Below are 23,384 nucleotides of genomic sequence, written 5' to 3'. Positions count from 1 at the left end.
GAGACTATTTAGGAACACTCAGTGCAACTACAGCTTCAATGTGAAGATGCGACTCAACTTGATCGTTTTGAGCAGATGACCCAACGCTGGGGGCTTAGTCATGACGATCTCAGCCCGTTTGCGCTGGTTCTTACCGAGCAACGTTTGGAGCTGCGCAAACTGGATGAACCTAAGCTTGGCGCGATATATGTTGATTTAGTTGGGGGGGCGGTTGCGCATCGACGTAAGTTTGGTGGAGGTAAGGGGCAAGCGATCGCTAAGGCCGTTGGATTAAACAAAGGTTCAACGCCAACGGTACTAGATGGTACCGCAGGTTTAGGGCGTGATGCGTTTGTATTGGCGTCATTGGGATGTAACGTCCAGATGGTCGAGCGGCATCCTGTTGTCGCCGTCTTGCTTGATGATGGTTTACAACGCGCCCAACAAGACCCTGAGATCGGCTCGTGGGTCTCTGAGCGCATGAGTCTGATTCATGCCTCAAGTCATAATACACTCGATAAACTGGCCATTGACCCCAATTTTTCTCGCCCGGATGTGGTGTATCTTGACCCTATGTATCCGCACCCAGAGAGTAAGAAAAAAAGCGCGTTGGTCAAAAAAGAGATGCGGGTTTTTCAATCATTAGTAGGACCCGACTTGGACGCTGATGGACTATTGGAACCTGCTTTAGCCCTTGCCAGTAAAAGGGTAGTGGTGAAACGTCCTGATTATGCAGATTGGCTCAATCACCACAAACCGACCATGGCAATTGTGACCAAAAAAAATCGTTTTGATGTTTATGTCAATGCTTCAATGACTTAGTTGACCATGACACTGTTATGAGTCATTTTTTGCTTGCTTAATCACAGAGAAATAGAGTATACCTTAGTAAGAATTATTCGTATTCTTGATTGGAGGTGACATGGCGAAGCGTTTGTGTAAGATGAATCGCAAACAGAGAGATGAGGATCTGAGTGACCTGTCTCGTTTAGTGGCGAAACCTAAGTACTTGTGCCGCTCTTGCTCTCGTGCATCATCAGACAAGAATACCTTGTGTAAACCGACGTCTATCGCAAGCCTAGCCTCGAACAGCTGCAACCAGACCTCTTTTGTTCATGCGCCTAAGCCCACCAGCCACCCAATCTCATCTACCCAGCCCCTAGATAGAAATAAAGCTCGAGCTGTCAAAGCTGTGGTTGAGCGAGTCAAACATAACGTGGCGAATGCAAATAAGCCGACTTTGGCGAACCGTATTGAAATAAGTAATGATGTAGATAGCGCCATACCTGAGCTGGATAAAAAAGTGTTAAAGCGTGCCCAAAAAGCCCTCAAGAAGCATTACAAGCTGCAAAAGAAACGCTTAAAACTTGCCAAAAAACAGCGCAAGTTATTAGATAAACAAACTAAGCTAGAGGCAAAACTGGCGGCCTCCAAGCCGAGCCCCAACTCGTTTAATCCAATCAATACAGGCTTAGCACTTCATTAGTTGATAAGCACAAGGCTCCCGATCGATATAGACAGGCTTGTGCTTACTGATTTCTAGCGTGCAGAATGATAACTCTGCTCGACTTTACGTTTGACCCAAGTCTGGTTCACCCAAAGTGACAGCAAAATAATCGCGCCGCCAACTGCAAGCTGGACTAAATCGACATCACGGTTCCAAATAACGATATTGACCACCAGGCCTGCTGGTACAAGGGCATTATTCATAACCGCTAATGCGCCAGCATTGACCATGGTCGCACCTTTATTCCAAGCAAAGTAACCTAAGCCAGAAGCAACCAAGCCAAGGTAGAACAATACACCCCACTGAGTATGGGTGGTTGGCATTTTGTCGATATTACCCATCAATGCAAAAGCGACAGTAGCGACACACAGTGCGCCGAGGTAGAAATAGCCAAAAATTGCGTGTTGAGGCAATTCAACCTCATAGCGCTCGATCAAATACTTGTAACCGACTTGGCCGATGGCAAAGCAGATATTGGCGCCTTGAACCACGAAAAAACCGACCACAAAGTTTTCATTGATGCCTGCAAACTTAATAAAGCCTGCACCAATCACGGCAATCACGGCGGTAACCAAGTACCAAGGTGAAAAACGACGCTTGAGCAGGTCGTAGATCAAGGTGACATAGATAGGTGTGAACACGGTGAAGAGTAATACTTCTGGTACAGAAAGGAGTAAAAAAGATTGGTAGTAGAAGCAGTACATCAAACCAAGCTGACAGCCGCCGACGATCATTAATCTGCCAATCAGGCCTTTATCAACGCCCTTGAACTTTAAAAATGGCAGGAAAACCAAGCTTGCCAATGCGACACGCATTAGCACCGAAAACCAAGAATCAACCTGACCAGCGAGATAAACACCGATCAGGCTAAACGAGAACGCCCACAGTAAAGTGACCGCAGATAAATACCCCATAATTACGACTCATTATCAAAAACTATAGGGGCAGTGTATAACAATATTGTTAGGTCAACACGACCTATTGAATCAGTCTTTCAGTGGTACAACCAACATATCAACTGGCGAGCAATTAATGAGCTGGCGAGTTGATGACAGCAGTTTGCTCCAAAAATCTTGGTGGTGGCCACAAATCACTAAATCAATATTAAATTCACTGATGGTATCGCACAGCTCATTGCTGAGATCACCACTGCCGACCAAGGTATGCTTGATTGGGAAATCAGCGTGTTCAGCCAGTACTTGCAGCTGCTTTTGCGATGCCTCAATGGCCTGATGTTGCGTTTCAGCAAGATTGATATCAATCAGACCGGTATAAAGCTCTGCATAGTTGACGTCTATATGGACGAACGATACTTCGGCATTGAGTGGCTTTGCTAAGGCCACGGCCTTTTCGACGAGTAACTTACTGTCTTCTGAAAGATCGATGGCGACCAAAATATGTTGATAACTCATAGTGCTATCTCCTGGTAAGGGTACTGAGTAAAGATTAGCACCTTGGCGTAACAAATTTTGCCAAAGTGATCTCAGATCCACATTTGACATACAAAGTGTTATGGTGGTGAAAATAATATAGTCAATTTAACTTCATAGACTTAGTAGGAGTGGTATATGCTTTCTCAAGCAATGGTCGAACAATTGAATGAACAAATTAATCTCGAATTTTTCTCATCCAATCTATACTTACAAATGAGTGCTTGGTGTGAAGACAAAGGATTCGAAGGTGCTGCTGAATTTTTACGTGCACATGCCGTAGAAGAGATGGGGCACATGCAGCGTCTGTTTACTTATGTGAGCGAAACAGGGGCAATGCCAATCTTAGGGTCAATTGATGCACCAAAGCATGAATTTAACAGTCTGGGTGATGTATTCCGTGAAACCTTTGAGCATGAGCAGATGATTACAGAGAAGATCAACAAGCTTGCGCACTTAGCCTTTACATCACAAGACTATTCAACCTTCAACTTCTTACAGTGGTATGTTGCAGAGCAGCACGAGGAAGAGAAGTTATTTAAAGGGATCTTAGATAAGTTAGATCTTGTAGGCGAAGACGGTAAAGCGCTGTTCTTTATCGACAAAGATCTAGCGGCTTTAGCAAAAGAAGGTTCATCTTCGATCATGGATGCCCCTGCTGAATAGTATTCGGCTTAAGACCCTCTAATAGATAGATCGTCTTTTTCTCAGGGCATTTTAGAAGATGTAGGGAGGAAAAGATGATCAATGCTGACACAGTTCTATTCGCACTAATGATGGTGACCTTAGTCAATATGGCTCGCTATCTTACTGCACTGCGCTCTCTCATTTATATTATGCGAGAAGCCCATCCCTTACTCTATCAACAGGTTGATGGTAATGGCTTTTTTACTACCCACGGCAACGTGACCAAGCAGTTCCGCTTGTACCATTACTTGAAGAGCAAAGAGTATCACCATCATCATGATGAAGTATTCACGGGTAAGTGTGATCGGGTGCGAGAGCTGTTTATCTTATCAACCTCTCTGTTGATTGTGACACTGTTGGCGGCGTTTATTCTTTAATTGCTGAATTGGCAATCAGATCAAATACCGCTAGAATGAGGCTTCGAATTGCAAAGGATGTGCGTATGCACATCCTTTTTTATTGGCTTTTATGAGTAGTGGTTCATGACAGAAAAGTTTGACGTTGTCATTATTGGTGCAGGTGCAGCAGGTTTAATGTGTGCGGCAGAGGCAGGCAAACGTGGTCGCAAGACCTTAGTGTTGGATCACGCTAAAAAGCCAGGACGAAAAATCCTGATTGCGGGTGGGGGGCGATGTAACTTCACCAATTATGAGGTGTCGGCCAACCACTATTTATGCCAAAACCGACACTTTGTGAAATCGGCGCTGTCTCAATACACTAACTGGGATTTTATCTCTTTGGTGAGTAAGCACGGCATTGAATTTGAAGAGCGCGATCATGGCCAATTATTTTGTGTTGGCGATTACACGTCGAAAGATATCGTAAAAATGCTGCTGGCAGAGTGCGATCTAGCAACCGTCACCCAGCGTTACCAACAAGACGTGCAACAGATCGAGAAGACAGCATCGGGTTTTGTGTTGCGTGCCAATGGCAGTGTGATTGAGTGTCAATCGTTGGTCGTTGCTACTGGTGGATTATCGATGCCGAAGTTGGGTGCTACGCCATTTGGTTATAAAGTGGCCGAGCAGTTTGGCTTAAGTGTGTTACCAACCAGCGCAGGATTGGTTCCTTTCACCTTGCATAAAGAAGACAAACAAGCTTTAGCCGAGCTGTCAGGGATAGCGGTGCCTGCCGAAATCACAGCGCAAGATGGCACTGTGTTTAAAGAAGCCTTGTTGTTTACTCACCGTGGCTTGTCTGGCCCATCAGTGCTACAGATCTCGTCATTCTGGCGCGCTGGGCAAAAGGTAACGGTAAACCTAGTTCCAGAGATTGATGTTGATGAATTGCTCGAGCGTTCATTGGCTAAACACCCTAATCAGAGCTTGAAAAATACCCTCGCGAAAGTGTTACCTAAGCGTCTAGTAGACGTATTGATAGAATTAAAGTTGCTAGAAGATAAGCCACTTAAGCAATTGAGCAGCAAACAACTCAGCAACGTCACCGCTCAACTCGAACAGTGGCAAATTACACCCAATGGCACCGAAGGATATCGCACCGCGGAAGTGACGTTGGGCGGCGTAGATACGAATCATCTCTCATCAAAGACTATGGAATGTAAGCAAGTAGCAGGCTTGTATTTTATTGGAGAAGTGATGGACGTGACTGGCTGGTTGGGTGGCTATAACTTTCAGTGGTGCTGGAGTTCTGCTTACGCTGCAGGCCAGTGGGTATAATTTGTGTGTAGAGACAATAAAGTTTGCTCGTAAGTGTGATATGCAAGGTTAGAAGGGAGGTACGTCCATCACATTAAAGCCTACGAAGAGCAGAAGGGTGAATGGACATGTTGTTTTAAGCGCTGAGTGAATCAAACTGCGTTCGAGCTAAGGACGATATTCACACAAGAATTACAGACTTTTCGCTTGAACGATCAAGCTTGCCAATTGCGCAAACCCGTAGCCGCCGTTCTCTTGTGTTACATACTTAGGTTGATGGTTCATTGTCGCCAATAAAGGACGAATGTTGTTTACGCCAAAGGTTGTTGGCAACCATTCAAACATGCCTTCATCATTCAATGAATCCCCCACATACGTGATGTGCTCTAAGCTCGGTAACTCGCCGTGATTGAACTGCCTAATGTACGCTTCACCATTAGTGCGCTTACTGTGATTACCGACCCAAGCATTGATGTGAATTGAACTCAATGTTGCATTGACCGGGTTAGACTCCACATCCAAATTCACGATGCGATTGAGGAGTTCCAATGTTGTGGAAGGAGGAACCGGCACTCTATCTTGTGCGATGTTCACCGCCACGTCACAGTAGCGAAAGCTCTGATCTTGGCTGAAATCGATATCGGAATACTCCGCCAAAATGCCCGCAATGCTTTCTTGTAATGCGCGTTGTTCTTTGCGCATCGCTTCCGCTGGGCGCGCAAAGGTAGTGTTGAACCCTGTCGCGTCTTTTCTCATCCAAAACGCGCCATTTTCACCAATCACACCATGCAGTGGCCACATCTTTGCCATTTGGTCACACCAGCCAGCGCAGGCGCCCGTGACTGCCACTACTTTTACGCCGACACGCTCTAGCTCGGCTAATGCAATTAGAGTTTCTGGTGGCAGTTTACCTTGCCAAGTCAACGTGTCATCCACGTCGGTCAGCAGCCATTCGATCTGTTTCAGACTCTCTAAATTGAGTTCTGATAACGGGTTAGGCATTCACCACTCCTTGCTTATTTACTTGAGGATTGATTACTTGGGTATTGTCACTGACGTCTTGCAGCGACATCGCGGGAGCCAGGGTACACTCGATACGCTTTTCGGTGCGGGCATCAAATAGATGAACATGTTTTGGCTTGATGTCCAGACCAAGTTTGTCGCCAATTTGAATTGGTGTATGTCCCTCAACGCGAACAACTAGCTTTTGTAAATCATCACCTTCTGTGCGGCAGTAAAGCAACAAATCAGCACCGAGCGATTCAATTAATTCGACTTCTACTTGCAACCATGGGTTATCTTGGCTGATTTGTAAATGCTCCGGACGAAGCCCTAGTTTTACTCCACCCAAATCCAAGTTTGTTGTAGAGACAGGAAGTAGCGCGTCACCGATAGTGATGCCATCAACGCTAACATTGCCATCCAAGATATTCATGGATGGTGAACCAATAAAGGTCGCAACGAACGAAGACGCGGGGTTGTCGTATATCTCTAGCGGTGTGCCAACTTGTTCGACATTACCTTTGTTCAAAACGACAAGTTTGTCCGCCAGCGTCATTGCTTCCACTTGGTCGTGGGTAACGTAAACCGATGTAGTTCCGAGGCGACGCTGAAGCTTTTTGATTTCCAAACGCATTTGAACACGCAGTTTGGCGTCTAGATTAGACAATGGCTCATCGAACAAAAACACTTTGGGTTCACGTACAATTGCACGCCCCATCGCCACACGTTGACGTTGTCCGCCAGAAAGCTGCCCCGGTTTGCGGTCGAGTAAGTGATCCAGCTCCAGCATCTTTGCCGCTTCGTGAACCAATCGTTCGATTTCCGCTTTTGGTGTTTTGCGGTTACGCAGACCATAAGCCATGTTGTTGAACACCGCCATGTGTGGATACAAGGCGTAGTTTTGGAAGACCATAGCAATGTCGCGCTCGCCAGGTTCGAGCTCGTTGACAGTCGTGGTGTCGATCTTAAGCTCTCCTGAGCTGATTTCTTCTAAACCTGCAATCATGCGAAGTAAGGTGGATTTACCACAGCCACTTGGACCAACCAATACGACCATTTCACCGTCGCAGATATTGAGATTAATTTTTTGGATCGCCTGATAACCGTTCGGATAACATTTAGCGATATTAGAAAGAGTTAACGTAGACATTTATTTCTCCGAATCTACCAAACCTTTAACAAAGGCTTTTTGCATTGCAAGTACCACAATCACAGGTGGCAACATGGCGATAATGGTGGTGGCCATAATTTTGTTCCATTCGATCACGCCATCAACCACTCCAAGCATTTGCTTAATACCCATCACGATGGTGTAGTACTGCACGTCTGTGGTGATCAAAAGTGGCCATAAATATTGGTTCCAACCGTAAATGAAGGTGATGACGAACAGTGCGGCGATGTTGGCACGCGACAGAGGCAACAAGATATCGAAGAAGAACTTGATTGGTCCTGCGCCATCAATTCGTGCAGCTTCCACCAGTTCATTCGGCACAGTTAAGAAGAACTGACGGAACAAAAAAGTGGCCGTTGCACTGGCAATCAGCGGAATGGTTAAACCGTAAAATGAGTTGAGCATGTTGAGGTTCGTAATCACCTCAAACGTCGGCATGATGCGCACTTCAACGGGTAACATCAGCGTGAAGAAGATCATCCAGAACGCCAACATTCGTCCCGGAAAACGGAAGAACACCACTGCATACGCGGACATGATGGAAATGCTCAACTTACCGATGGTAATGCACATTGCCATAATGAAGGAGTTCAGCAGCATGTTGCCAATCGGCAAAGTATTGTTGTTGTACTGGGTGTCGTTACTCAACAAGTCAGTGAAGACGCTAAAACCCAAGTCCCCAAACCACAACGGTGTACCGGTAGCGAATGCGCTGTTCTCATGGGTGGTGGCTACGATTGCAATCCAAACCGGAAGCGCAATCGAAATGATGCCAAGAATCAAAATGACATGGCAAAACAGATTAAAAAACGGTCTTCTTTCTACCATCAGTACGCCACCTTCTTCTCAACATACTTAAATTGGATAACAGTCAGGGAAGCGACCAATATCATCAGGATCACGGACTGCGCGGCCGATGAGCCTAAATCCAGCCCGATAAAGCCATCGTTATAGACTTTGTAAACCAAGGTCGAGGTGCTGTTACTTGGACCGCCTTGAGTCATCGCGTGGATGATGGCGAACGTATCAAAGAACGCATAAACAAAGTTCACGACCAACAAGAAAAAACTGGTTGGTGAGATCAGTGGGAAGCTAATGGTGATAAAGCGTTTGATCGGGCCGCTACCATCAATGGCTGCCGCTTCGTGCAAAGACTTCGGCACAGATTGAAGCGCCGCTAAGAAGAACAGGAAGTTGTAGCTGATTTGCTTCCAAGTCGAGGTGATGATTACCATCCACATTGCATGGGTGCCATTGAGCGTCGGATTCCAGTTAACTCCAAATAGATTCAACAGCTCGGTCATGACACCGATGGTTGGATCGAATAGGAATAGCCATAACGAACCTGCGACAACAGGAGCGACCGCATAAGGCCAAATCAAGAAGGTACGATACAGGGTCGCGCCACGAATGATGTGTTCGGCGAAAGCGGAAAGAACAAGTGCGCTGACCAACGCGAGCACCGCAACGCTGATACTAAATTGCAGCGTGGTCATTAAAGAATCTAAGTAAAGGGGATCATGGATGAGCCTTTCAAAGTTCTCTAAACCCACAAACTCACGGCTCATGCCGAAAGCATCTTCAAGTTGAGAAGATTGGAAAATGGCTTGTCCCGCCGGCCAGATGAAGAACACCAAGGTGATCAGCAACTGAGGAGCGATCAGCGCAACCGGAAGCCATTTGTGTTTAAAAACAACAGGTGAGGACATACAAATACCAAAGTAAAACAGGCAAGGTGTGTGAGCGAATTCCCCACCCAAGATGGGCGGGGAGAGTGCGTATCTGAGCGGCTATTTACATAAGACTCAGCGCGTCATTGTTGGTTATTCATATTTGTTATTTCTGTGTGCGCTCAAAGCGACGTAGCTGCTCGTCACCACGACGAACCGCATTGTTTAGCGCAGCTTGTGCCGTTGCTTTGCCTGCCCACACCGCTTCTAGCTCTTCATTGATGATGTCGCGTGTTTGCAGGAAGTTACCAAAGCGAATGCCTTTTGAGTTTTCTGTAGGCTCGGTTGACGTCATTTGTAGAACCGCTGTATCTGTGCCTGGGTTCTTTGTGTAGAAGCCTTGCTCTTTCGTGAGCTCGTAAGCCGCTTTAGTGATTGGTAGGTAACCGGTAAACTGGTGCCAATCCGCTTGGACTTCTGCACTAGAAAGGTAAGAGAAGAACTTCGCCACACCTTTGTACTCGTCGCTTGAATGACCACGAAGTACCCAAAGTGATGCACCACCGATGATGGTGTTTTGTGGTTTAGCGACGATCTCTGAATCGTAAGGCAGTTGAGCGACGCCGATCTCAACGTCTTTCATGTTCTCTTTAATACCAGCCAGACCTGCCGACGATCCCATGGTCATTGCACACTCTTGGGTGTAGAGCAGTGGCATACCATCAGATTGGCGACCGCCGTACTTGAAGATACCTTCTTTCGACCATTTGCCCATTTGATCAATGTGACGAACGAAAGCCGAGTCATTGAACTTGAATTTCGTGTCTAGGCCAGCAAAGCCGTTGTTATTATTGGCAACAGGCACGTTGTTACGCGCACCAAAGTTCTCGATTTGCGTCCATGATTGCCATGTTGTGCTGAAACCACACTTCGCACCAGATGCCAGCAGCTTACGAGAAACTTCTTCCATCTCTTTCCATGTCTTTGGTGGGTTTGCTACGCCAGCTTTTGCGAACATGTCTTTGTTGTAGTAAAGCACCGGCGTTGAGCTGTTGAATGGCAGCGAAAGCATGTTGCCTTCATTGGTGGTGTAGTAACCCGTTACGGCTGCAAGGTAATCATCAGGGTTAAACGACTCTTGGGTGTCTTCCATCAACTGATAAACAGGATAAATCGCTTTGTCAGCACCCATCATGGTCGCCGTACCCACTTCGAATACTTGCACAATCGCTGGCTGCTCTTTTGCTCGGAACGCCGCGATAGCACTGGTCATGGTTTCTGCGTAGCTGCCTTTGTATACTGGTTTGATCTCGTACTCTGACTGGCTTGCGTTAAAGTCTGCCGCAATTTCATTTACCTTGTTACCTAGCGCGCCACCCATTGCGTGCCACCACTCAACCTCTGTTTTTGCTTGTGCTTGCGTGCTGATGAATGCCGCTGCAACAGCAAGTCCGGCCAGGTGTTTAATAATCATAATGATTCCTTTTCATTGGATGATTTGAACAGGTACTTCCTTGCGGATGTTCATTTAGGTAGTTAATCCGCTACAAAAAATTCAAATGAATATTAAATGAGCTAAATGACGTTCTGGTTACAAAAAAATGAACTTATTTGAACATTGTTTACGTCACTGTTTTGTAATCAAAGCGTCATTGAGAGTTGAGATAGTTCATTTGAAAAAGGAAAAAGGCGGAATAAAAAATGGAAATAACAGCACACCGTGGCTTATCCAGTTTGGCTCCAGAAAATACCTTATCGGCAATACAACGCGCGATTGAGTTTGGTTGTGAATGGATTGAAATCGACGTTCAGCTTAGTGCGGACAACATCCCTGTTGTCATCCATGACAAAACCGTAAACCGCTGCACGAATGGTCGAGGCGAAGTGAAAGAGCTGACTTGGCACGAGCTGAGATTACTCGACGCAGGCTTATGGTTCGGTGACGACTTCGCAGGCGAACATATCCCTAGCTTAGAAGAGACACTTGAGCTCACTACAAGAGCTGGTGTGAAGCTCAATATTGAACTGAAGGTCTACTCCGGTGACGAAATCGACCTATTGTGCGAAAAGGTTGCACAAGTGATTGAGCGCTTGGGGGTAGAGGCGGATACGATTCTATTCTCTAGCTTTAACACAGAAGCTTTAATGGCGATGAGAAATAACCTGCCAGAAGTGAGAAGAGGACAGCTATGGCAAGAGATTCCAGATGATTCAGCTCTCGTGCTACAACGCATTGTTGCATACAGTGTGCATTGTGATTACCGCTTCCTGACAGAATCGCAAGCTCAGAAGATAAAGCAGTTTGGTTATCAACTATTCTGCTTTACACCAAACTTTCCTCAATTAGTCGAAGCACATTGGCATTGGGGCGTAGATATGATAATTACAGACATGCCTCAACGTTATAAAGTAAAAGTGCCTTCAGCCATACGAGAACCCGCACTGAATGAATAATTTAAACGTCCGTCAACAAAGCATCATTGAACTGGTTCATCAGCAAGAATACTGCTCGATAGAAGAACTTGCCCAACGTTTCGAAGTCACAACGCAAACCATTCGTCGTGACATCAATGAACTTTGTCGACTTGGACTGACCCGACGCCATCATGGTGGTGTCGGTCTGCCTGCCACTTTGAGCAATCGCAGCTACGCCTCTCGCCAAGTCACCAATCAACAGGAAAAGCAGCTCATCGCCGATGACGTGGCCAAAGCTATCCCCAACGGCACGACTTTGTTTTTGGGCATAGGTACCACGATTGCTTTAGTCGCTGAACGTCTAGCCAATCACAGCGAGTTACGTGTAGTGACCAATAACTTTGAAGCGGCGCATATTCTTTCTCACGTTGAGAACATCGAAACTTGGATTCTGGGTGGTCGTATTCGTACTAACGATCGCGACGTGGTGGATGGTTCTGCAGAGCGGTTTTACGGCCAGTTTTCCGCAGACATTGGTATTATTGGTTGTGCAGGTATCACCGAAATAGCGCAACCTCATTCAGAGCTCGTCAATTTTGGTAGCACTGAGGTTGATATTCAGTCGTTTGCGATGGAACATGAGTGGCGAGAAGCCAAGGTGAGCCAAGCAATTTTAGCCAACTCCGAACAAAAGTGGCTGGTGGCGAACAAGAGTAAATGGCAGCGAAGAGCTAACACTAAGGTGGCGCCACTCAGTTATTTCGATCGCGTTTTCAGTAACTAAACTTTTATTTGTTACAAGTTGCGCTTGCTCGACTTACAGCCTTTCTCGGATGTTTATCGAGTCGACCGTGTACGATACCTTGAAGGTAAGCCTGTGGTGTACGTAACACACTACATTCGCCCAGAGTTGTTCCCGAATCTACTAGGCCACCATTTATCACATTCACTGCGGGCGACAGCAGGAACGCCCGCAATGGTGGTGGAGCGTATCAACTACAACCAACACAATGAGTTGATAGATTGCGATATCGAGTACTGGCGACACGATGTCATTAGCATTGAATCTTGTGCAGAACTCAATCGTTAAGTCGGTTTTCTCATCATCTAAATCTAAATCTAAGTAAAGCTCTATCTCGGAGCCTTTATTTTATTCAGACAGGAACATTGAAATCAATGGGTTGGCGATTGCTGTTCATTAGTGGCATTCCCGCTTGGGTGTGTTGTTTACTCGTGGGCAACCCAATGCCGCGACAGAGCTTGGATGAGTTTGGTTCGCATTTGAAATTTTCCCTCGGTTTTAAATAATAGTTTACTCATTACGACTACACTTACTTTATAAAAAGGTGAGGGGCATCGAAGGAGTGAACTCTATGAGTCAACAAGCACTGATCTCTCGGATTAATGAGCTACCGCGTATCGAAAGCGTCCTGCAAGATCTATTGGAGATGGTCAATCGTGACCCCATCGACTTTAGCGAATTGGCGCATAAAATGGCGATGGATCAGGTGTTACTGGCACGTGTGCTAAGAATGGCCAACTCAGCCCAGTTTGGTGGTGTTAAGGGTATTTCTAACATTAATGATGCCATCGTCCGGATCGGTATTGGTGCCATTCGTAACCTTATCTCTTCATCGATTCTTGCGTCGAGTTTTCCCAAGATTGACACCATCAATATTAAAGATTACTGGGCCGCGACGTTTGAGATTGCCACCATTGCGAGCACCGTGGCGAAAGACATTAAACTTGACCCAAACGAGGCGTTTACTACCGGTATCTTACACAATATTGGTGAGTTGATGATTCACACTTTAGAGCCTGAAAAAGCTGTGGAGATCAACCGGCGTACCGCCGCAGGAGAAAATGCCGTTCAGGTGCAACAAGAACTTTTGGGTGTTGATGCACAAGAGCTTGGTGCTGTGCTAGCGGAAAGCTGGAAATTTCCGAATCAACTGGTCGATGCGATTGCCAATGTTAATCACCCGAGCAAAGCGATAGCGTCGAAGCGTTTAGCGTGTTTACTCTATCTTGCACGTGATGCTCATTACTGTTGGGACAACCTATTTGAAGCGCGAGATAAACAGCGTTATCTGGCTAGCAGCAAAGCGGCGCAAGCCTTACACGTGTCACCTGAATTAGCGAGTAAAGTGGATGCGGTGCGAGGCCAAGGCAGTGAATTAGCCCGTCAACTGTTCTAGGCCAATCTCACCGGTTAACAATATGTTATGCCGACTGCTTGCTGAGATCTTTTTCCTTGAACTTGACCTGTTGGATCACTAATCCGGTCACGATTAGCAACAAACCGATGAGTGTGGTTGGGTGGATATGCTCACCGATAATGGTGGCAAGTAGCATCAGCGAGATAAAAGGCGAGGCAAAGATCAGGTTGCTGATGCGTGCGGTATTTTGCGTCAGCTTCAAAGCGCTGAGCCATAGCACAAACGTCACTCCCATTTCAAATAGTCCCACATAAGTCACGGCGAGCCAGCCTTGAGTACTGATGTGGTTAAAGCTATTACCTTCATAGAGTGCCAAGCCGAGCGCGCAAGGGACAGCAACCAAAAAGCCGAGTAACACACCAACCACAGGATCCGCTTTGTTTTTAGCATTAAGAATCCAATACCCGGCCCAAAGTAGCGTCGACAATAGCGCTAAACCGACCCCGGGTGGGCTGTCAAAGTTTAACCCCAGCACATCGCCTTTGGTGGCAATGACAATCACGCCAAAGTAACTCAATGTGCAGGCAAGCCAATCTTGTTTACGAATCTTCTGACCGAGAAACACCGCTGCCATTAGGGTCAGCGTAATGGCCCAACTGTAGTTGATGGCTTGGGCCTGAGAGGCAGGCAACAGGTCGTAAGCTTTAAATAGAATAACGTAATAGGCGAGTGGGTTAATAAGGCCAAGTAATAGGTAGTAAAACGGATTAGACATAAACGTAGTGGGCAGTTGTTTCAGCTTGCCTTGGATGGCACAAATGACCAGTAGCGCGATCGACGACACTATACTCGCGACCGTCAGCATTTGAATCGGCGAGAATTCTGCCAATGTCAGTTTGAAGGCAGTGGCTACCGTTGACCAGAGTAATACGGCCGATAAAGCGAACCCTAAAGCGCGGCGCTCGTTCATGATGTTCCTTATGTTTATTGCTAACTTTACCAAATACGTAGTCAGTTGAGTGGGCTAGTATAAAGCGACTAGTCTAGCTGCTTGATATCTAGCCGACAAACTGGACATTTATCCAGTGCTAAAATACCATTGAATGTATCTTCGTTTGAATAGTTAAATCATTATTATGCAATGGATTCTTGAGCATCAAAGCCTACTCACTAGCGGGGTAGCCAGTGCATTGGTTAGCGGTTTGGCCGTTGGCTGGTGGGTCAAACAGAAAATGCGTTTTGATAATCAGCTTCTGGAGCAACAACTCTCCTCCAATCAGCAGTTCGCCACTAGCCAAATTACGCAGTTGGAAAAAGAGCTACGTCAAGCACAGCAAGAGCTCGATCAATTAGATAGTGAACGAGATAAAGCCGCCTACGAGCTCAAACAATCCCATGGCAAGTTGATGGCGGTCTTAGAGAAGCTGCGTTACTTTGAAGCGGTCAAGCAAGAGCGCCAACAGTATGCTGATGATCTCAATCAGGTGCGTGAACAAAAGTCTCAGCTCGAGGCGCAACTGCGTGAGCAAGAGGCGCGTCACGAGCAGAAAAACAGCGCTAATCAAGAAAAACTCCAGTTACTTGAGCAGGCGGAAGAGCGATTGAAACAGCAATTTGAACAACTGGCCAATCAACTGTTTGAAGCGAAAACCGCTAAAGTGGATCAACAGAACCGCCAGAGTCTCGATGGTCTGTTATCGCCATTGCGTCAGCAGCTCGAAGGTTTCAAAAAGCAGGTCAACGACAGTTTTAATCAAGAAGCGAAAGAGCGCCACACCTTAGTTCATGAGCTGAAAAACCTGCAACGCCTCAATGAGCAGATGGCCAAAGAAGCGCTTAACTTAACCCAAGCCTTGAAAGGCGATAACAAACAGCAGGGTAATTGGGGCGAGGTTGTGCTCGCACGTGTACTGGCCGAATCGGGGCTGCGCGAAGGACATGAATATCAAACCCAAGTGAGTTTGCAAAATGAAGCGGGAAAGCGGTATCAACCAGATGTGATTGTGCATTTACCGCAAGAGAAGCAAGTGGTGATTGATTCGAAAATGGCCTTGGTCGCTTTTGAACGCTACTTTAATGCCGAAACCGATGTTGAGCGAGACAAGGCGCTAAGTGATCACTTACTTGCGCTTCGTGCTCATATCAAAGGATTATCTCAAAAGGATTATCATCAGCTCAAAGGTATTCAGAGCTTAGATTATGTCTTGATGTTTATTCCGGTCGAACCCGCCTTTCAAGTCGCGATTCAAGCAGATCCAAGCTTAGTTAAAGATGCGATGGAGCAAAATATTATTTTAGTCAGCCCGACCACCTTGCTGGTGGCACTACGAACTATTGATAATTTGTGGCGTAACGATCGACAAAATCAAAATGCAAAAATCATCGCTGAACGTGCCAGCAAGCTGTATGACAAACTGCGGTTATTTGTCGATGATATGGAAAGCTTAGGTGGAGCACTCGACAGAGCGAATCAAAATTACCAAGGGGCAATGAACAAGCTAGCCACGGGGCGGGGTAATGTGATTCGCCAAGCGGAAAGTTTTAAACAGCTGGGAGTTGAGGTCAAAAAACCGATTTCAAGTGATTTGACTCAGTTGGCTCAGCAGGACCATTTCACAGAAAAGTCGTTGCCAGAGAAAAATGACTCTTTCGCCCAAAGACATCCGGATGAGGATAAAGTAAACTAATTGCCCGCAGTGCGAGGCCTTCATAATACAACGCACTGCTTGAAGAGGAATCATCATGACGGATACAAGCGTGCAATCGAATACAGCTTTAGAATCAAATGAAACCACGCATTTTGGTTTCACCACCGTAGCGAAAGAAGAGAAAGTGGCTAAGGTCGCTCAGGTATTCCACTCTGTGGCAGCCAAATACGACATCATGAACGATTTGATGTCGGGTGGTATTCATCGGCTATGGAAGCGTTTTACCATCGACTGCAGTGGTGTTCGTCCTGGTCAGCGAGTGTTAGACCTCGGTGGTGGTACTGGCGATCTAACGGCTAAATTCTCACGCATCGTCGGTGAGGAAGGTCATGTCGTGTTGGCGGATATTAACAATTCGATGCTCAATGTTGGTCGTGACAAGCTACGTGATAGCGGTATTGTTGGTAATGTTCACTACGTTCAAGCGAATGCCGAAGAGCTGCCGTTCCCTGATGACTATTTTGATGCGATCACGATCAGCTTCTGTCTACGTAACGTGACCGATAAAGATAAAGCGTTGCGCTCGATGTATCGAGTACTTAAGCCCGGCGGGCGTTTATTGGTGTTGGAGTTTTCCAAACCAGTCCTAAAGCCGCTGTCAAAAATCTACGATACTTACTCGTTCCATCTCCTGCCTAAAATGGGTGAGCTGGTGGCCAACGATGGTGAAAGTTACCGCTATTTAGCCGAATCTATTCGCATGCACCCTAACCAAGACACCTTGAAAGGCATGATGGATCAAGCCGGCTTTGAGCAAACCAGCTACTACAACTTAACTGGTGGCATTGTTGCGCTGCACCGTGGTTACAAATTCTAAGGTAAGGTGTTATGCCATTTGAACCGCTTGTCACTGCTGTGATTGAAACTACGCTGAATACATTAATTAACGATGACCCTGAGTTGGGGCCTCGTCTTGCTCGTCTAAAAGGTCAGGTGATTCAAGTTCATCTCAAAGAAGTGGATAGAACGCTGACCTTCATCTTTAGTCAGCAGATTGATGTGTTAGCCAACTATGAAGGTCAGCCCGATTGTTACCTGTCACTCAACCTCTCTGTCTTACCTGAACTGCGCGATCAATCCAATATCACTAAATTGATCAAACAAGATAAGTTGGTGTTGGAAGGGGATATTCAGTTGGCGCAGAAGTTCTCGCAGTTGATGACGGACTGTAAGCCTGATATCGAAGAGTGGCTATCAAGAGTGACTGGCGATGTGGTGGCTCATACGGTTGTGCAAGGGGTGACTAACCTTGGTCATTTGATTAAAGCGCAGGCCAGCAAGCATCAGCATCATCTGGCCCAAGTCTTTACCGAAGAGTGGAGAATCGCTCCGCCCCCGCTTGAGGTCGCGCATTTTTGCGATCAAGTGGATGAGGTTAAAAGCCAGGCGGCGCGTATTGAAGCTAAGCTCAATCAACTACTGGAGCGTGCATGACCCTTTCCGAGTTGCGTCGCCTCTATCATATTGTTCGCGTCCAATTAGAGTATGGTTTGGATGAGTTGTTACCGACCCATCAACTGACCAAAGCGCCAATATTAGTCAGAAAAAGCCTGTTCTGGATTAAAAATAAGCATGCTGACAAGCCGCTTGGTGAACGCTTACGTCTTGCGTTGCAAGAGCTAGGGCCTGTGTGGATTAAATTTGGTCAGATGATGTCGACAAGGCGCGATCTGTTCCCGCCGCACATCGCGGATCCACTGGCTTTATTGCAAGACCAGGTTTCACCCTTTGATGGTCAGTTGGCCAAACAACAAATTGAGCAAGCGCTTGGTGGCCCACTGGAAACCTGGTTCGATGATTTTGCTATCGAGCCACTTGCGTCAGCATCCATCGCTCAGGTCCATACTGCCAGGCTGAAGTCGACTAACCAAGAAGTGGTATTAAAGGTCATCAGGCCGGATATTCGTCCTGTCATTGATGCGGATCTCAAACTGATGTATCGCATGGCGCGTATAGTCGCCAAAGCCACGCCAGAAACACGCCGTTTAAAACCAGTTGAAGTGGTTCATGAGTACGAGAAAACCTTGCTCGATGAACTTGATTTAAGACGAGAAGCGGCCAACGCGATTCAACTTAGACGCAACTTTGAAGGCAGTGAAGAACTGTATGTTCCAGAGATTATTACTGACTTTAGTAATACCAATGTCATGGTTTCTGAGCGAATATATGGCATTCAGGTGTCTGACATCGAAGGACTGATCGCTAACGGTACCAACATGAAATTACTTGCGGAACGTGGCGTGAGCGTGTTTTTCACCCAAGTCTTTCGTGATAGCTTCTTTCATGCTGACATGCATCCGGGGAATGTTTTTGTTGAGCCGAGGCACCCTCAAAATCCACGTTGGATTGGTCTGGACTGCGGTATCGTTGGGACGTTAAACCGTGAAGATAAGCGCTATTTAGCGGAAAACTTCTTAGCCTTCTTTAATCGCGATTACCGCCGCGTCGCTGAGTTGCATGTAGAGTCCGGCTGGGTTCCACGTGAAACCAATGTCGATGAGTTTGAGTTTGCGATTCGCATCGTGTGTGAGCCTATTTTCGCTAAACCCCTGTGCGAAATTTCGTTTGGCCATGTGTTGTTGAATCTATTTAACACCGCGCGTCGCTTTAATATGGAAGTGCAGCCGCAATTGGTGTTGCTGCAAAAAACCTTACTTTATGTTGAAGGTTTAGGTCGCCAGCTTTACCCACAACTTGATTTATGGGAAACCGCGAAGCCTTTCTTGGAAGAGTGGATGATGAATCAGGTTGGTCCTAAAGCGGTGATCAACGCGGTGAAAGACCGCGCGCCATTTTGGGCAGAGAAACTGCCAGAGCTACCAGAGCTACTGTATGATAGCTTGCGCCAAGGCAAAATGATGAATCAACGCATTGATCAGCTTTACCAAGGTTATCGCTCAACAAAGCGACAACAGGCGACCGGAAAATTTTTATTTGGTGTTGGAGCCACATTAGTCGTATGCTCGGCAATATTGGTTAACAGTCCCTATGAGCAACTTTCCTTGGCCAGTGCTTTTGCTGGAGTCACATTTTGGTTGCTTAGTTGGCGAGCTTACCGTCAATAGGCGTTAAACTCTTGAAATGAATTTGTTTAATAAGACCCGAGGTAAAAAGAATGGGTGGTATTAGTATTTGGCAACTTTTGATTATTGCTGTGATTGTCGTGCTTCTTTTTGGTACTAAAAAACTGCGTGGTATTGGTGGCGATCTTGGTGGTGCCGTCAAAGGTTTTAAGAAAGCCATGAGCGAAGATGACGCGGCTAAAAAAGACGCTGACTTCGAGCAAAAAGATCTCGATCAGCAAAAGAGTGTCGGGCAGCAGAAAGCCGAGTCGACTGCTGACACTAAGAAAGACAAAGAGCAGGCATAACCGGTGTTTGATATCGGTTTTTGGGAACTGGTATTAATATCTGTCGTTGGGCTTGTCGTGCTTGGTCCTGAGCGTTTACCTCATGCCATTCGCAGCGTTTCCAAGTTTATTGGTGCGGCGAAAAACATGGCCAATAGCGTGAAAGACGAACTGTCACATGAGTTGAAAGTTCAAGAGCTACAAGACAACTTGCGTAAAGCTGAGAAAATGGGCATGGAAGATTTATCACCTGAACTGAAATCTTCCGTCGAACAGCTCAAACAAGCAGCGCAAGACGTTCAACGCCCGTATGCGAGCAAAAGCGCCTCAACCAATACGCGTGTTGAGACTGACAGCGAGCTAGCAGATAGCGCTGACAGTGCTGATGACTCCAAGCAACCGACTGAACAACTTGATGTTCAGCCGTTGTCACAGGCAGATAAAAAAGCCGAATAGTCTCGCATTAGGAGAAGCGGCTAACCAGTCGCTCCTTTTCGATTTTTTACCGTAGAGGTTTTCATGTCTTCTGTTGAGCAGACACAACCTTTGATCAGTCATTTACTTGAGCTAAGAAATCGCTTACTGCGTGCTATTGTCGCGGTGTTAGTGGTGTTCTTGGGGCTGATCTATTTTGCCAATGACATTTATGAATTTGTTTCGGCGCCTTTAGTCGACAGGCTACCTGAGGGGGCGACAATGATCGCCACCGATGTCGCATCGCCTTTCTTTACGCCGTTAAAATTGACGCTGATCGCGTCTATTTTTGTTGCGGTGCCGTTTATCTTGTATCAAGTGTGGGCTTTTGTTGCACCCGGTTTATACAAACATGAACGTCGTTTAGTCATGCCACTGTTGTTCTCGAGTTCACTGCTCTTTTACTGCGGTGTGGCGTTTGCGTATTTTGTCGTATTCCCATTAGTGTTTGGCTTCTTCACGGCAATTTCACTTGGCGGGGTCGAGTTTGCCACTGATATCTCAAGTTATCTTGACTTTGTTCTAGCGCTGTTCTTGGCGTTCGGGATTGCGTTTGAAGTGCCAGTCGCGATCATCTTATTGTGTTGGACAGGTGCGACTGATCCGCAAAGCTTAAGTGAGAAGCGCCCGTATATTGTGGTGGCCGCGTTTGTCGTCGGCATGATGCTGACTCCGCCCGATATGATTTCGCAGACCTTACTGGCGATTCCGATGTGTTTACTATTCGAAGTCGGCTTGTTCTTTGCCCGTTTTTATGTGCGCAAAGACACGGATGAACAAGAAGAAACGTAATTAATGTGATAGATAGTGTAAAAAGGCTTGCCAGTGGGCAGGCCTTTTTTTGGTCATTTAAGCTTATAGTTTAAATAACAGCTTGGCGTTTTCGGTTGTGATTCTATCTACCTTTGGCAGGCTGATATCACGCAGAGTTGCCACACGCTCAGCCACCAAATGAGTGTAAGCGGGCTCATTACGCTTACCTCGGTGTGGAACTGGAGCCAAGTAAGGGCAATCTGTTTCTAAAATCACGTAGTTCATGTCTAGATGAGGGATCACCTTGTCCATTCCGCCGTTTTTAAACGTGGATACGCCACCAAGCCCTAAGTGAAACCCGAGATCATTGATCGCTTTCGCTTCCTCAACGCTGCCGCCAAAGCAGTGAAACACGCCTGAAAGTGAGCCATCTTGTTCTTTACGCAGTAAGGTAAGTGTTTCCTCAATCGAATCGCGAGTGTGGATGACGACTGGAAGCATCTTTTCTTTTGCCCAGTTTAGCTGAGTAATAAATGCCATCTCTTGCTCAGCTTTATAGGTTTTGTCCCAATACAAATCGATACCGATCTCACCCACAGCAATAAAGTTGTGTTTATCAAACCATGAGTGAATGATGTCCAAGGTTTGCTTAACGTTGCCATCAACATAGCAAGGGTGCAGACCCATCATCGAACGACAGATAGTTGGGTACTTGGCCTCCGTGGCTAGCATGGGCTCAATTGACTCTAAGTCGATGTTGGGCAGCAGAATTTTGTCAATGCCTTGAGCTAATGCGCGAGCAACAACGTCATCACGGTCATTATCAAATTCGCTGGCATAGATATGAGCATGGCTATCAATCATGGTAAATCTCTTGGTTGATGAGAGGTCGTTAGTATACGGCAGTGTGAGCTTTGGGTCATTTTTTGCATTTTTCTGCTTTGTCGCTAGCGTCACTTGTAAGGAGTGATATTATGCAGGCAAAAGCACTTGCACCAGACAAGGAGAATAGAGTGTCAGTATCGATTCAAGGTCAGTTTCCTGGCCGTCGTATGCGCCGTTTGCGTAAACATGACTTTAGCCGCCGTTTGATGGCTGAGAACCAATTGTCTGTTAATGATCTCATCTACCCAATGTTTATTTTGATGGGCAAGGATCGCCGTGAAAGCATCGAATCAATGCCGGGTATCGAGCGTCTATCGATCGACTTGATGTTAGAAGAAGCGCAGTATCTCGCGCAACTGGGTGTACCAGCCATTGCTCTCTTCCCTGTCGTAAACCAAGATGCGAAAAGCTTATGCGCTGCTGAAGCCTATAACCCAGAAGGTTTAGTTCAGCGCGCCGTTCGTTCTCTGAAAGAGCATGTACCACAAATTGGTGTGATTACTGACGTTGCGCTTGATCCGTTCACCACGCATGGCCAAGACGGCATCATTGATGAAGACGGCTACGTGTTGAACGACGAAACCACCAAGGTATTGGTTAAACAGGCGCTGTCTCATGCTGAAGCGGGTGCTGATGTGGTTGCTCCATCAGATATGATGGACGGTCGTATCGGTGCGATTCGTCAAGCACTAGAGAATGCTGGTCATATTAATACTCAGATCATGGCTTACTCAGCGAAATACGCGTCATGCTACTACGGTCCTTTCCGTGATGCGGTCGGCAGTGCCAGTAACCTTAAAGGTGGCAACAAAAAAAATTACCAGATGGATCCTGCTAATAGTGATGAAGCAATTCATGAAGTCGCGATGGACATCAACGAAGGTGCAGATATGGTGATGGTTAAGCCGGGCATGCCGTATTTAGATGTTGTGCGCCGAGTGAAGTCTGAGCTCGAAGTGCCGACGTTTGCTTACCAAGTATCTGGTGAGTATGCGATGCATAAAGCGGCCTTTGCTAATGGCTGGCTTAGCGAGCGTGATACTGTAATGGAATCACTATTGTGCTTTAAGCGCGCTGGTGCCGACGGTATTTTGACCTACTTTGCGAAAGATGTCGCTGAGTGGCTAGCACAAGAGAACGCGCAAGCCGCCACGTTTTTGCAAGTCGATCACGACTAACATCGCGAGTTAACCGACATACTAAAGGCTGACGATTGTCAGCCTTTATTCGTTTTAGGAGTAGGCATGAGCATAATCTACCGCCAAGGCACTCTGTCTGAGTGTGTGCAAGTTGTCGAACAGATCGATGAATTTCGACGTAAAGAGACCATTGAAACGCTATCGATACGATTGCAACAAAAACGCCATTTGATTCAAGTTGCCGAGCAATCCGTTTCCAGCAATGTTGAGACTGCTGCTGCGCAACGGTTATTTGATTGAACATTTTGAATATAAGCAGCCTTTGAGTGACAGCCGAATTCATTTTATACCAATTTAATTAAATTTCTGATCTAATGGTACCTCTATTCGGAGGTACTATA

Annotated in this window: 25 protein-coding genes and 2 pseudogenes; 18 read left to right on the top strand and 9 right to left on the bottom strand. The window is 46.4% G+C overall.

The genetic code is table 11. The features are described from left to right. The first annotated feature begins 21 nt into the window (after window positions 1-21). Together CDZ87_RS14025 and CDZ87_RS14020 are read left to right on the top strand one after the other, a co-directional pair. Complete coding sequence (locus tag CDZ87_RS14025; protein WP_100754107.1) at window positions 22-801, top strand: class I SAM-dependent methyltransferase; 780 nt, start codon at window positions 22-24, stop codon at window positions 799-801. A 100-nt stretch (window positions 802-901) separates the two neighbouring features. After that, window positions 902-1,465, top strand: coding sequence for a hypothetical protein (locus CDZ87_RS14020; protein WP_100754106.1), 564 nt, complete (start codon window positions 902-904; stop codon window positions 1,463-1,465). Between the two features lie 53 nt (window positions 1,466-1,518). Here CDZ87_RS14020 and CDZ87_RS14015 read toward each other — a convergent pair whose 3' ends face one another. Both CDZ87_RS14015 and uspA read right to left on the bottom strand, forming a co-directional pair. Next, on the bottom strand, window positions 1,519-2,400 hold the full coding sequence (locus CDZ87_RS14015; RefSeq protein ID WP_100754105.1) for a carboxylate/amino acid/amine transporter: 882 nt from the start codon (window positions 2,398-2,400) through the stop codon (window positions 1,519-1,521). Between the two features lie 72 nt (window positions 2,401-2,472). Continuing rightward, the gene (gene uspA, locus CDZ87_RS14010; RefSeq protein WP_100754104.1) at window positions 2,473-2,898 is read right to left on the bottom strand and encodes a universal stress protein UspA; all 426 of its coding nucleotides are present in this window, start codon (window positions 2,896-2,898) and stop codon (window positions 2,473-2,475) included. Between the two features lie 156 nt (window positions 2,899-3,054). Here uspA and ftnA point away from each other — a divergent pair, with 156 nt between their 5' ends. The 3 genes from ftnA to CDZ87_RS13995 all read left to right on the top strand — a co-directional run bounded on the left by ftnA (window position 3,055) and on the right by CDZ87_RS13995 (window position 5,279). After that, window positions 3,055-3,582, top strand: a complete 528-nt coding sequence (gene ftnA, locus CDZ87_RS14005) for a non-heme ferritin (RefSeq protein WP_038175568.1) — start codon at window positions 3,055-3,057, stop codon at window positions 3,580-3,582. Window positions 3,583-3,656: 74 nt separating this feature from the next. Further along, a complete protein-coding gene (uspB, locus tag CDZ87_RS14000) occupies window positions 3,657-3,980 on the top strand; it encodes a universal stress protein UspB (RefSeq protein ID WP_100754103.1) in 324 nt (107 codons plus the stop codon). Window positions 3,981-4,085: 105 nt separating this feature from the next. Further along, entirely contained in the window at window positions 4,086-5,279 is a 1,194-nt protein-coding gene (locus CDZ87_RS13995) for a BaiN/RdsA family NAD(P)/FAD-dependent oxidoreductase (protein ID WP_100754102.1), read from the top strand. Window positions 5,280-5,450: 171 nt separating this feature from the next. Here CDZ87_RS13995 and CDZ87_RS13990 read toward each other — a convergent pair whose 3' ends face one another. From CDZ87_RS13990 to ugpB, 5 genes are all read right to left on the bottom strand, one after another. Further along, window positions 5,451-6,260, bottom strand: a complete 810-nt coding sequence (locus CDZ87_RS13990) for an HAD-IIB family hydrolase (RefSeq protein ID WP_100754101.1) — start codon at window positions 6,258-6,260, stop codon at window positions 5,451-5,453. Further along, window positions 6,253-7,410, bottom strand: coding sequence for a sn-glycerol-3-phosphate import ATP-binding protein UgpC (locus CDZ87_RS13985; RefSeq protein ID WP_100754100.1), 1,158 nt, complete (start codon window positions 7,408-7,410; stop codon window positions 6,253-6,255). Before CDZ87_RS13985 ends, CDZ87_RS13990 begins: the two co-directional genes overlap by 8 nt. After that, entirely contained in the window at window positions 7,411-8,259 is an 849-nt protein-coding gene (gene ugpE / locus CDZ87_RS13980) for a sn-glycerol-3-phosphate ABC transporter permease UgpE (protein ID WP_100754099.1), read from the bottom strand. It lies immediately after the preceding gene. Next, on the bottom strand, window positions 8,259-9,140 hold the full coding sequence (gene ugpA / locus CDZ87_RS13975; protein ID WP_100754098.1) for a sn-glycerol-3-phosphate ABC transporter permease UgpA: 882 nt from the start codon (window positions 9,138-9,140) through the stop codon (window positions 8,259-8,261). Before ugpA ends, ugpE begins: the two co-directional genes overlap by 1 nt. A 127-nt stretch (window positions 9,141-9,267) precedes the next feature. Further along, window positions 9,268-10,575 carry a sn-glycerol-3-phosphate ABC transporter substrate-binding protein UgpB gene (ugpB, locus tag CDZ87_RS13970; protein WP_100754097.1) on the bottom strand — a complete coding sequence of 436 codons (1,308 nt, stop codon included), beginning with the start codon at window positions 10,573-10,575 and terminating at the stop codon, window positions 9,268-9,270. 227 nt (window positions 10,576-10,802) lie between these two features. Between ugpB and CDZ87_RS13965 the strand changes: the two genes are divergently transcribed. From CDZ87_RS13965 to CDZ87_RS13950, 4 genes and pseudogenes are all read left to right on the top strand, one after another. Next, window positions 10,803-11,555: a glycerophosphoryl diester phosphodiesterase gene (locus tag CDZ87_RS13965; protein ID WP_100754096.1), complete on the top strand. Its 753-nt coding sequence runs from the start codon at window positions 10,803-10,805 to the stop codon at window positions 11,553-11,555. Beyond that, window positions 11,548-12,300 (top strand): DeoR/GlpR family DNA-binding transcription regulator, encoded by a 753-nt coding sequence (locus CDZ87_RS13960; RefSeq protein ID WP_100754095.1) that lies wholly within the window; start codon window positions 11,548-11,550, stop codon window positions 12,298-12,300. Before CDZ87_RS13965 ends, CDZ87_RS13960 begins: the two co-directional genes overlap by 8 nt. A gap of 21 nt (window positions 12,301-12,321) precedes the next feature. After that, window positions 12,322-12,606, top strand: a pseudogene (locus CDZ87_RS13955) (UTRA domain-containing protein); the annotation flags it as partial. 283 nt (window positions 12,607-12,889) lie between these two features. Next, window positions 12,890-13,714 carry an HDOD domain-containing protein gene (locus tag CDZ87_RS13950; protein ID WP_100754094.1) on the top strand — a complete coding sequence of 275 codons (825 nt, stop codon included), beginning with the start codon at window positions 12,890-12,892 and terminating at the stop codon, window positions 13,712-13,714. Between the two features lie 25 nt (window positions 13,715-13,739). Here CDZ87_RS13950 and CDZ87_RS13945 read toward each other — a convergent pair whose 3' ends face one another. Beyond that, window positions 13,740-14,645: a DMT family transporter gene (locus CDZ87_RS13945; RefSeq protein WP_100754093.1), complete on the bottom strand. Its 906-nt coding sequence runs from the start codon at window positions 14,643-14,645 to the stop codon at window positions 13,740-13,742. Between the two features lie 166 nt (window positions 14,646-14,811). Between CDZ87_RS13945 and rmuC the strand changes: the two genes are divergently transcribed. The 7 genes from rmuC to tatC all read left to right on the top strand — a co-directional run bounded on the left by rmuC (window position 14,812) and on the right by tatC (window position 20,998). Next, window positions 14,812-16,362, top strand: coding sequence for a DNA recombination protein RmuC (gene rmuC, locus CDZ87_RS13940; protein WP_100754092.1), 1,551 nt, complete (start codon window positions 14,812-14,814; stop codon window positions 16,360-16,362). A 55-nt stretch (window positions 16,363-16,417) separates the two neighbouring features. Next, entirely contained in the window at window positions 16,418-17,200 is a 783-nt protein-coding gene (gene ubiE / locus CDZ87_RS13935) for a bifunctional demethylmenaquinone methyltransferase/2-methoxy-6-polyprenyl-1,4-benzoquinol methylase UbiE (RefSeq protein WP_100754091.1), read from the top strand. 11 nt (window positions 17,201-17,211) lie between these two features. Next, the gene (locus CDZ87_RS13930; protein WP_100754090.1) at window positions 17,212-17,817 is read left to right on the top strand and encodes a ubiquinone biosynthesis accessory factor UbiJ; all 606 of its coding nucleotides are present in this window, start codon (window positions 17,212-17,214) and stop codon (window positions 17,815-17,817) included. Further along, window positions 17,814-19,448 carry a ubiquinone biosynthesis regulatory protein kinase UbiB gene (gene ubiB, locus CDZ87_RS13925; protein ID WP_100754089.1) on the top strand — a complete coding sequence of 545 codons (1,635 nt, stop codon included), beginning with the start codon at window positions 17,814-17,816 and terminating at the stop codon, window positions 19,446-19,448. Before CDZ87_RS13930 ends, ubiB begins: the two co-directional genes overlap by 4 nt. Before the next feature lie 50 nt (window positions 19,449-19,498). Then, window positions 19,499-19,753 (top strand): Sec-independent protein translocase subunit TatA, encoded by a 255-nt coding sequence (gene tatA, locus CDZ87_RS13920; protein WP_100754088.1) that lies wholly within the window; start codon window positions 19,499-19,501, stop codon window positions 19,751-19,753. Between the two features lie 3 nt (window positions 19,754-19,756). Then, window positions 19,757-20,188 carry a Sec-independent protein translocase protein TatB gene (tatB, locus tag CDZ87_RS13915; protein ID WP_100754087.1) on the top strand — a complete coding sequence of 144 codons (432 nt, stop codon included), beginning with the start codon at window positions 19,757-19,759 and terminating at the stop codon, window positions 20,186-20,188. A 63-nt stretch (window positions 20,189-20,251) separates the two neighbouring features. Beyond that, window positions 20,252-20,998 (top strand): twin-arginine translocase subunit TatC, encoded by a 747-nt coding sequence (gene tatC, locus CDZ87_RS13910; protein ID WP_100754086.1) that lies wholly within the window; start codon window positions 20,252-20,254, stop codon window positions 20,996-20,998. Window positions 20,999-21,061: 63 nt separating this feature from the next. Here tatC and CDZ87_RS13905 read toward each other — a convergent pair whose 3' ends face one another. Then, entirely contained in the window at window positions 21,062-21,823 is a 762-nt protein-coding gene (locus CDZ87_RS13905; protein ID WP_100754085.1) for a TatD family hydrolase, read from the bottom strand. Window positions 21,824-21,972: 149 nt separating this feature from the next. Here CDZ87_RS13905 and hemB point away from each other — a divergent pair, with 149 nt between their 5' ends. Together hemB and CDZ87_RS13895 are read left to right on the top strand one after the other, a co-directional pair. Beyond that, window positions 21,973-23,022, top strand: a complete 1,050-nt coding sequence (gene hemB / locus CDZ87_RS13900; protein ID WP_038175625.1) for a porphobilinogen synthase — start codon at window positions 21,973-21,975, stop codon at window positions 23,020-23,022. A gap of 66 nt (window positions 23,023-23,088) precedes the next feature. Next, window positions 23,089-23,341 (top strand): annotated as a pseudogene (locus tag CDZ87_RS13895) (hypothetical protein). Window positions 23,342-23,384: the final 43 nt, after the last annotated feature.

Source organism: Vibrio salilacus (assembly GCF_002811245.1).
GTDB classification, from domain to species: Bacteria; Pseudomonadota; Gammaproteobacteria; order Enterobacterales; family Vibrionaceae; genus Vibrio; species Vibrio salilacus.
This window is presented reverse-complemented; position numbering and strand designations above follow the sequence as displayed.

Excerpts from the sequence above, each read along its gene's own strand:
- CDZ87_RS14020 (WP_100754106.1), top strand. The coding sequence starts at position 902 with ATGGCGAAGCGTTTGTGTAAGATGAATCGCAAACAGAGAGATGAGGAT.
- CDZ87_RS14015 (WP_100754105.1), bottom strand. The coding sequence starts at position 2,400 with ATGGGGTATTTATCTGCGGTCACTTTACTGTGGGCGTTCTCGTTTAGC.
- uspA (WP_100754104.1), bottom strand. The coding sequence starts at position 2,898 with ATGAGTTATCAACATATTTTGGTCGCCATCGATCTTTCAGAAGACAGT.
- ftnA (WP_038175568.1), top strand. The coding sequence starts at position 3,055 with ATGCTTTCTCAAGCAATGGTCGAACAATTGAATGAACAAATTAATCTC.
- uspB (WP_100754103.1), top strand. The coding sequence starts at position 3,657 with ATGATCAATGCTGACACAGTTCTATTCGCACTAATGATGGTGACCTTA.
- CDZ87_RS13995 (WP_100754102.1), top strand. The coding sequence starts at position 4,086 with ATGACAGAAAAGTTTGACGTTGTCATTATTGGTGCAGGTGCAGCAGGT.
- CDZ87_RS13990 (WP_100754101.1), bottom strand. The coding sequence starts at position 6,260 with ATGCCTAACCCGTTATCAGAACTCAATTTAGAGAGTCTGAAACAGATC.
- CDZ87_RS13985 (WP_100754100.1), bottom strand. The coding sequence starts at position 7,410 with ATGTCTACGTTAACTCTTTCTAATATCGCTAAATGTTATCCGAACGGT.
- ugpE (WP_100754099.1), bottom strand. The coding sequence starts at position 8,259 with ATGGTAGAAAGAAGACCGTTTTTTAATCTGTTTTGCCATGTCATTTTG.
- ugpA (WP_100754098.1), bottom strand. The coding sequence starts at position 9,140 with ATGTCCTCACCTGTTGTTTTTAAACACAAATGGCTTCCGGTTGCGCTG.
- ugpB (WP_100754097.1), bottom strand. The coding sequence starts at position 10,575 with ATGATTATTAAACACCTGGCCGGACTTGCTGTTGCAGCGGCATTCATC.
- CDZ87_RS13965 (WP_100754096.1), top strand. The coding sequence starts at position 10,803 with ATGGAAATAACAGCACACCGTGGCTTATCCAGTTTGGCTCCAGAAAAT.
- CDZ87_RS13960 (WP_100754095.1), top strand. The coding sequence starts at position 11,548 with ATGAATAATTTAAACGTCCGTCAACAAAGCATCATTGAACTGGTTCAT.
- CDZ87_RS13950 (WP_100754094.1), top strand. The coding sequence starts at position 12,890 with ATGAGTCAACAAGCACTGATCTCTCGGATTAATGAGCTACCGCGTATC.
- CDZ87_RS13945 (WP_100754093.1), bottom strand. The coding sequence starts at position 14,645 with ATGAACGAGCGCCGCGCTTTAGGGTTCGCTTTATCGGCCGTATTACTC.
- rmuC (WP_100754092.1), top strand. The coding sequence starts at position 14,812 with ATGCAATGGATTCTTGAGCATCAAAGCCTACTCACTAGCGGGGTAGCC.
- ubiE (WP_100754091.1), top strand. The coding sequence starts at position 16,418 with ATGACGGATACAAGCGTGCAATCGAATACAGCTTTAGAATCAAATGAA.
- CDZ87_RS13930 (WP_100754090.1), top strand. The coding sequence starts at position 17,212 with ATGCCATTTGAACCGCTTGTCACTGCTGTGATTGAAACTACGCTGAAT.
- ubiB (WP_100754089.1), top strand. The coding sequence starts at position 17,814 with ATGACCCTTTCCGAGTTGCGTCGCCTCTATCATATTGTTCGCGTCCAA.
- tatA (WP_100754088.1), top strand. The coding sequence starts at position 19,499 with ATGGGTGGTATTAGTATTTGGCAACTTTTGATTATTGCTGTGATTGTC.
- tatC (WP_100754086.1), top strand. The coding sequence starts at position 20,252 with ATGTCTTCTGTTGAGCAGACACAACCTTTGATCAGTCATTTACTTGAG.
- CDZ87_RS13905 (WP_100754085.1), bottom strand. The coding sequence starts at position 21,823 with ATGATTGATAGCCATGCTCATATCTATGCCAGCGAATTTGATAATGAC.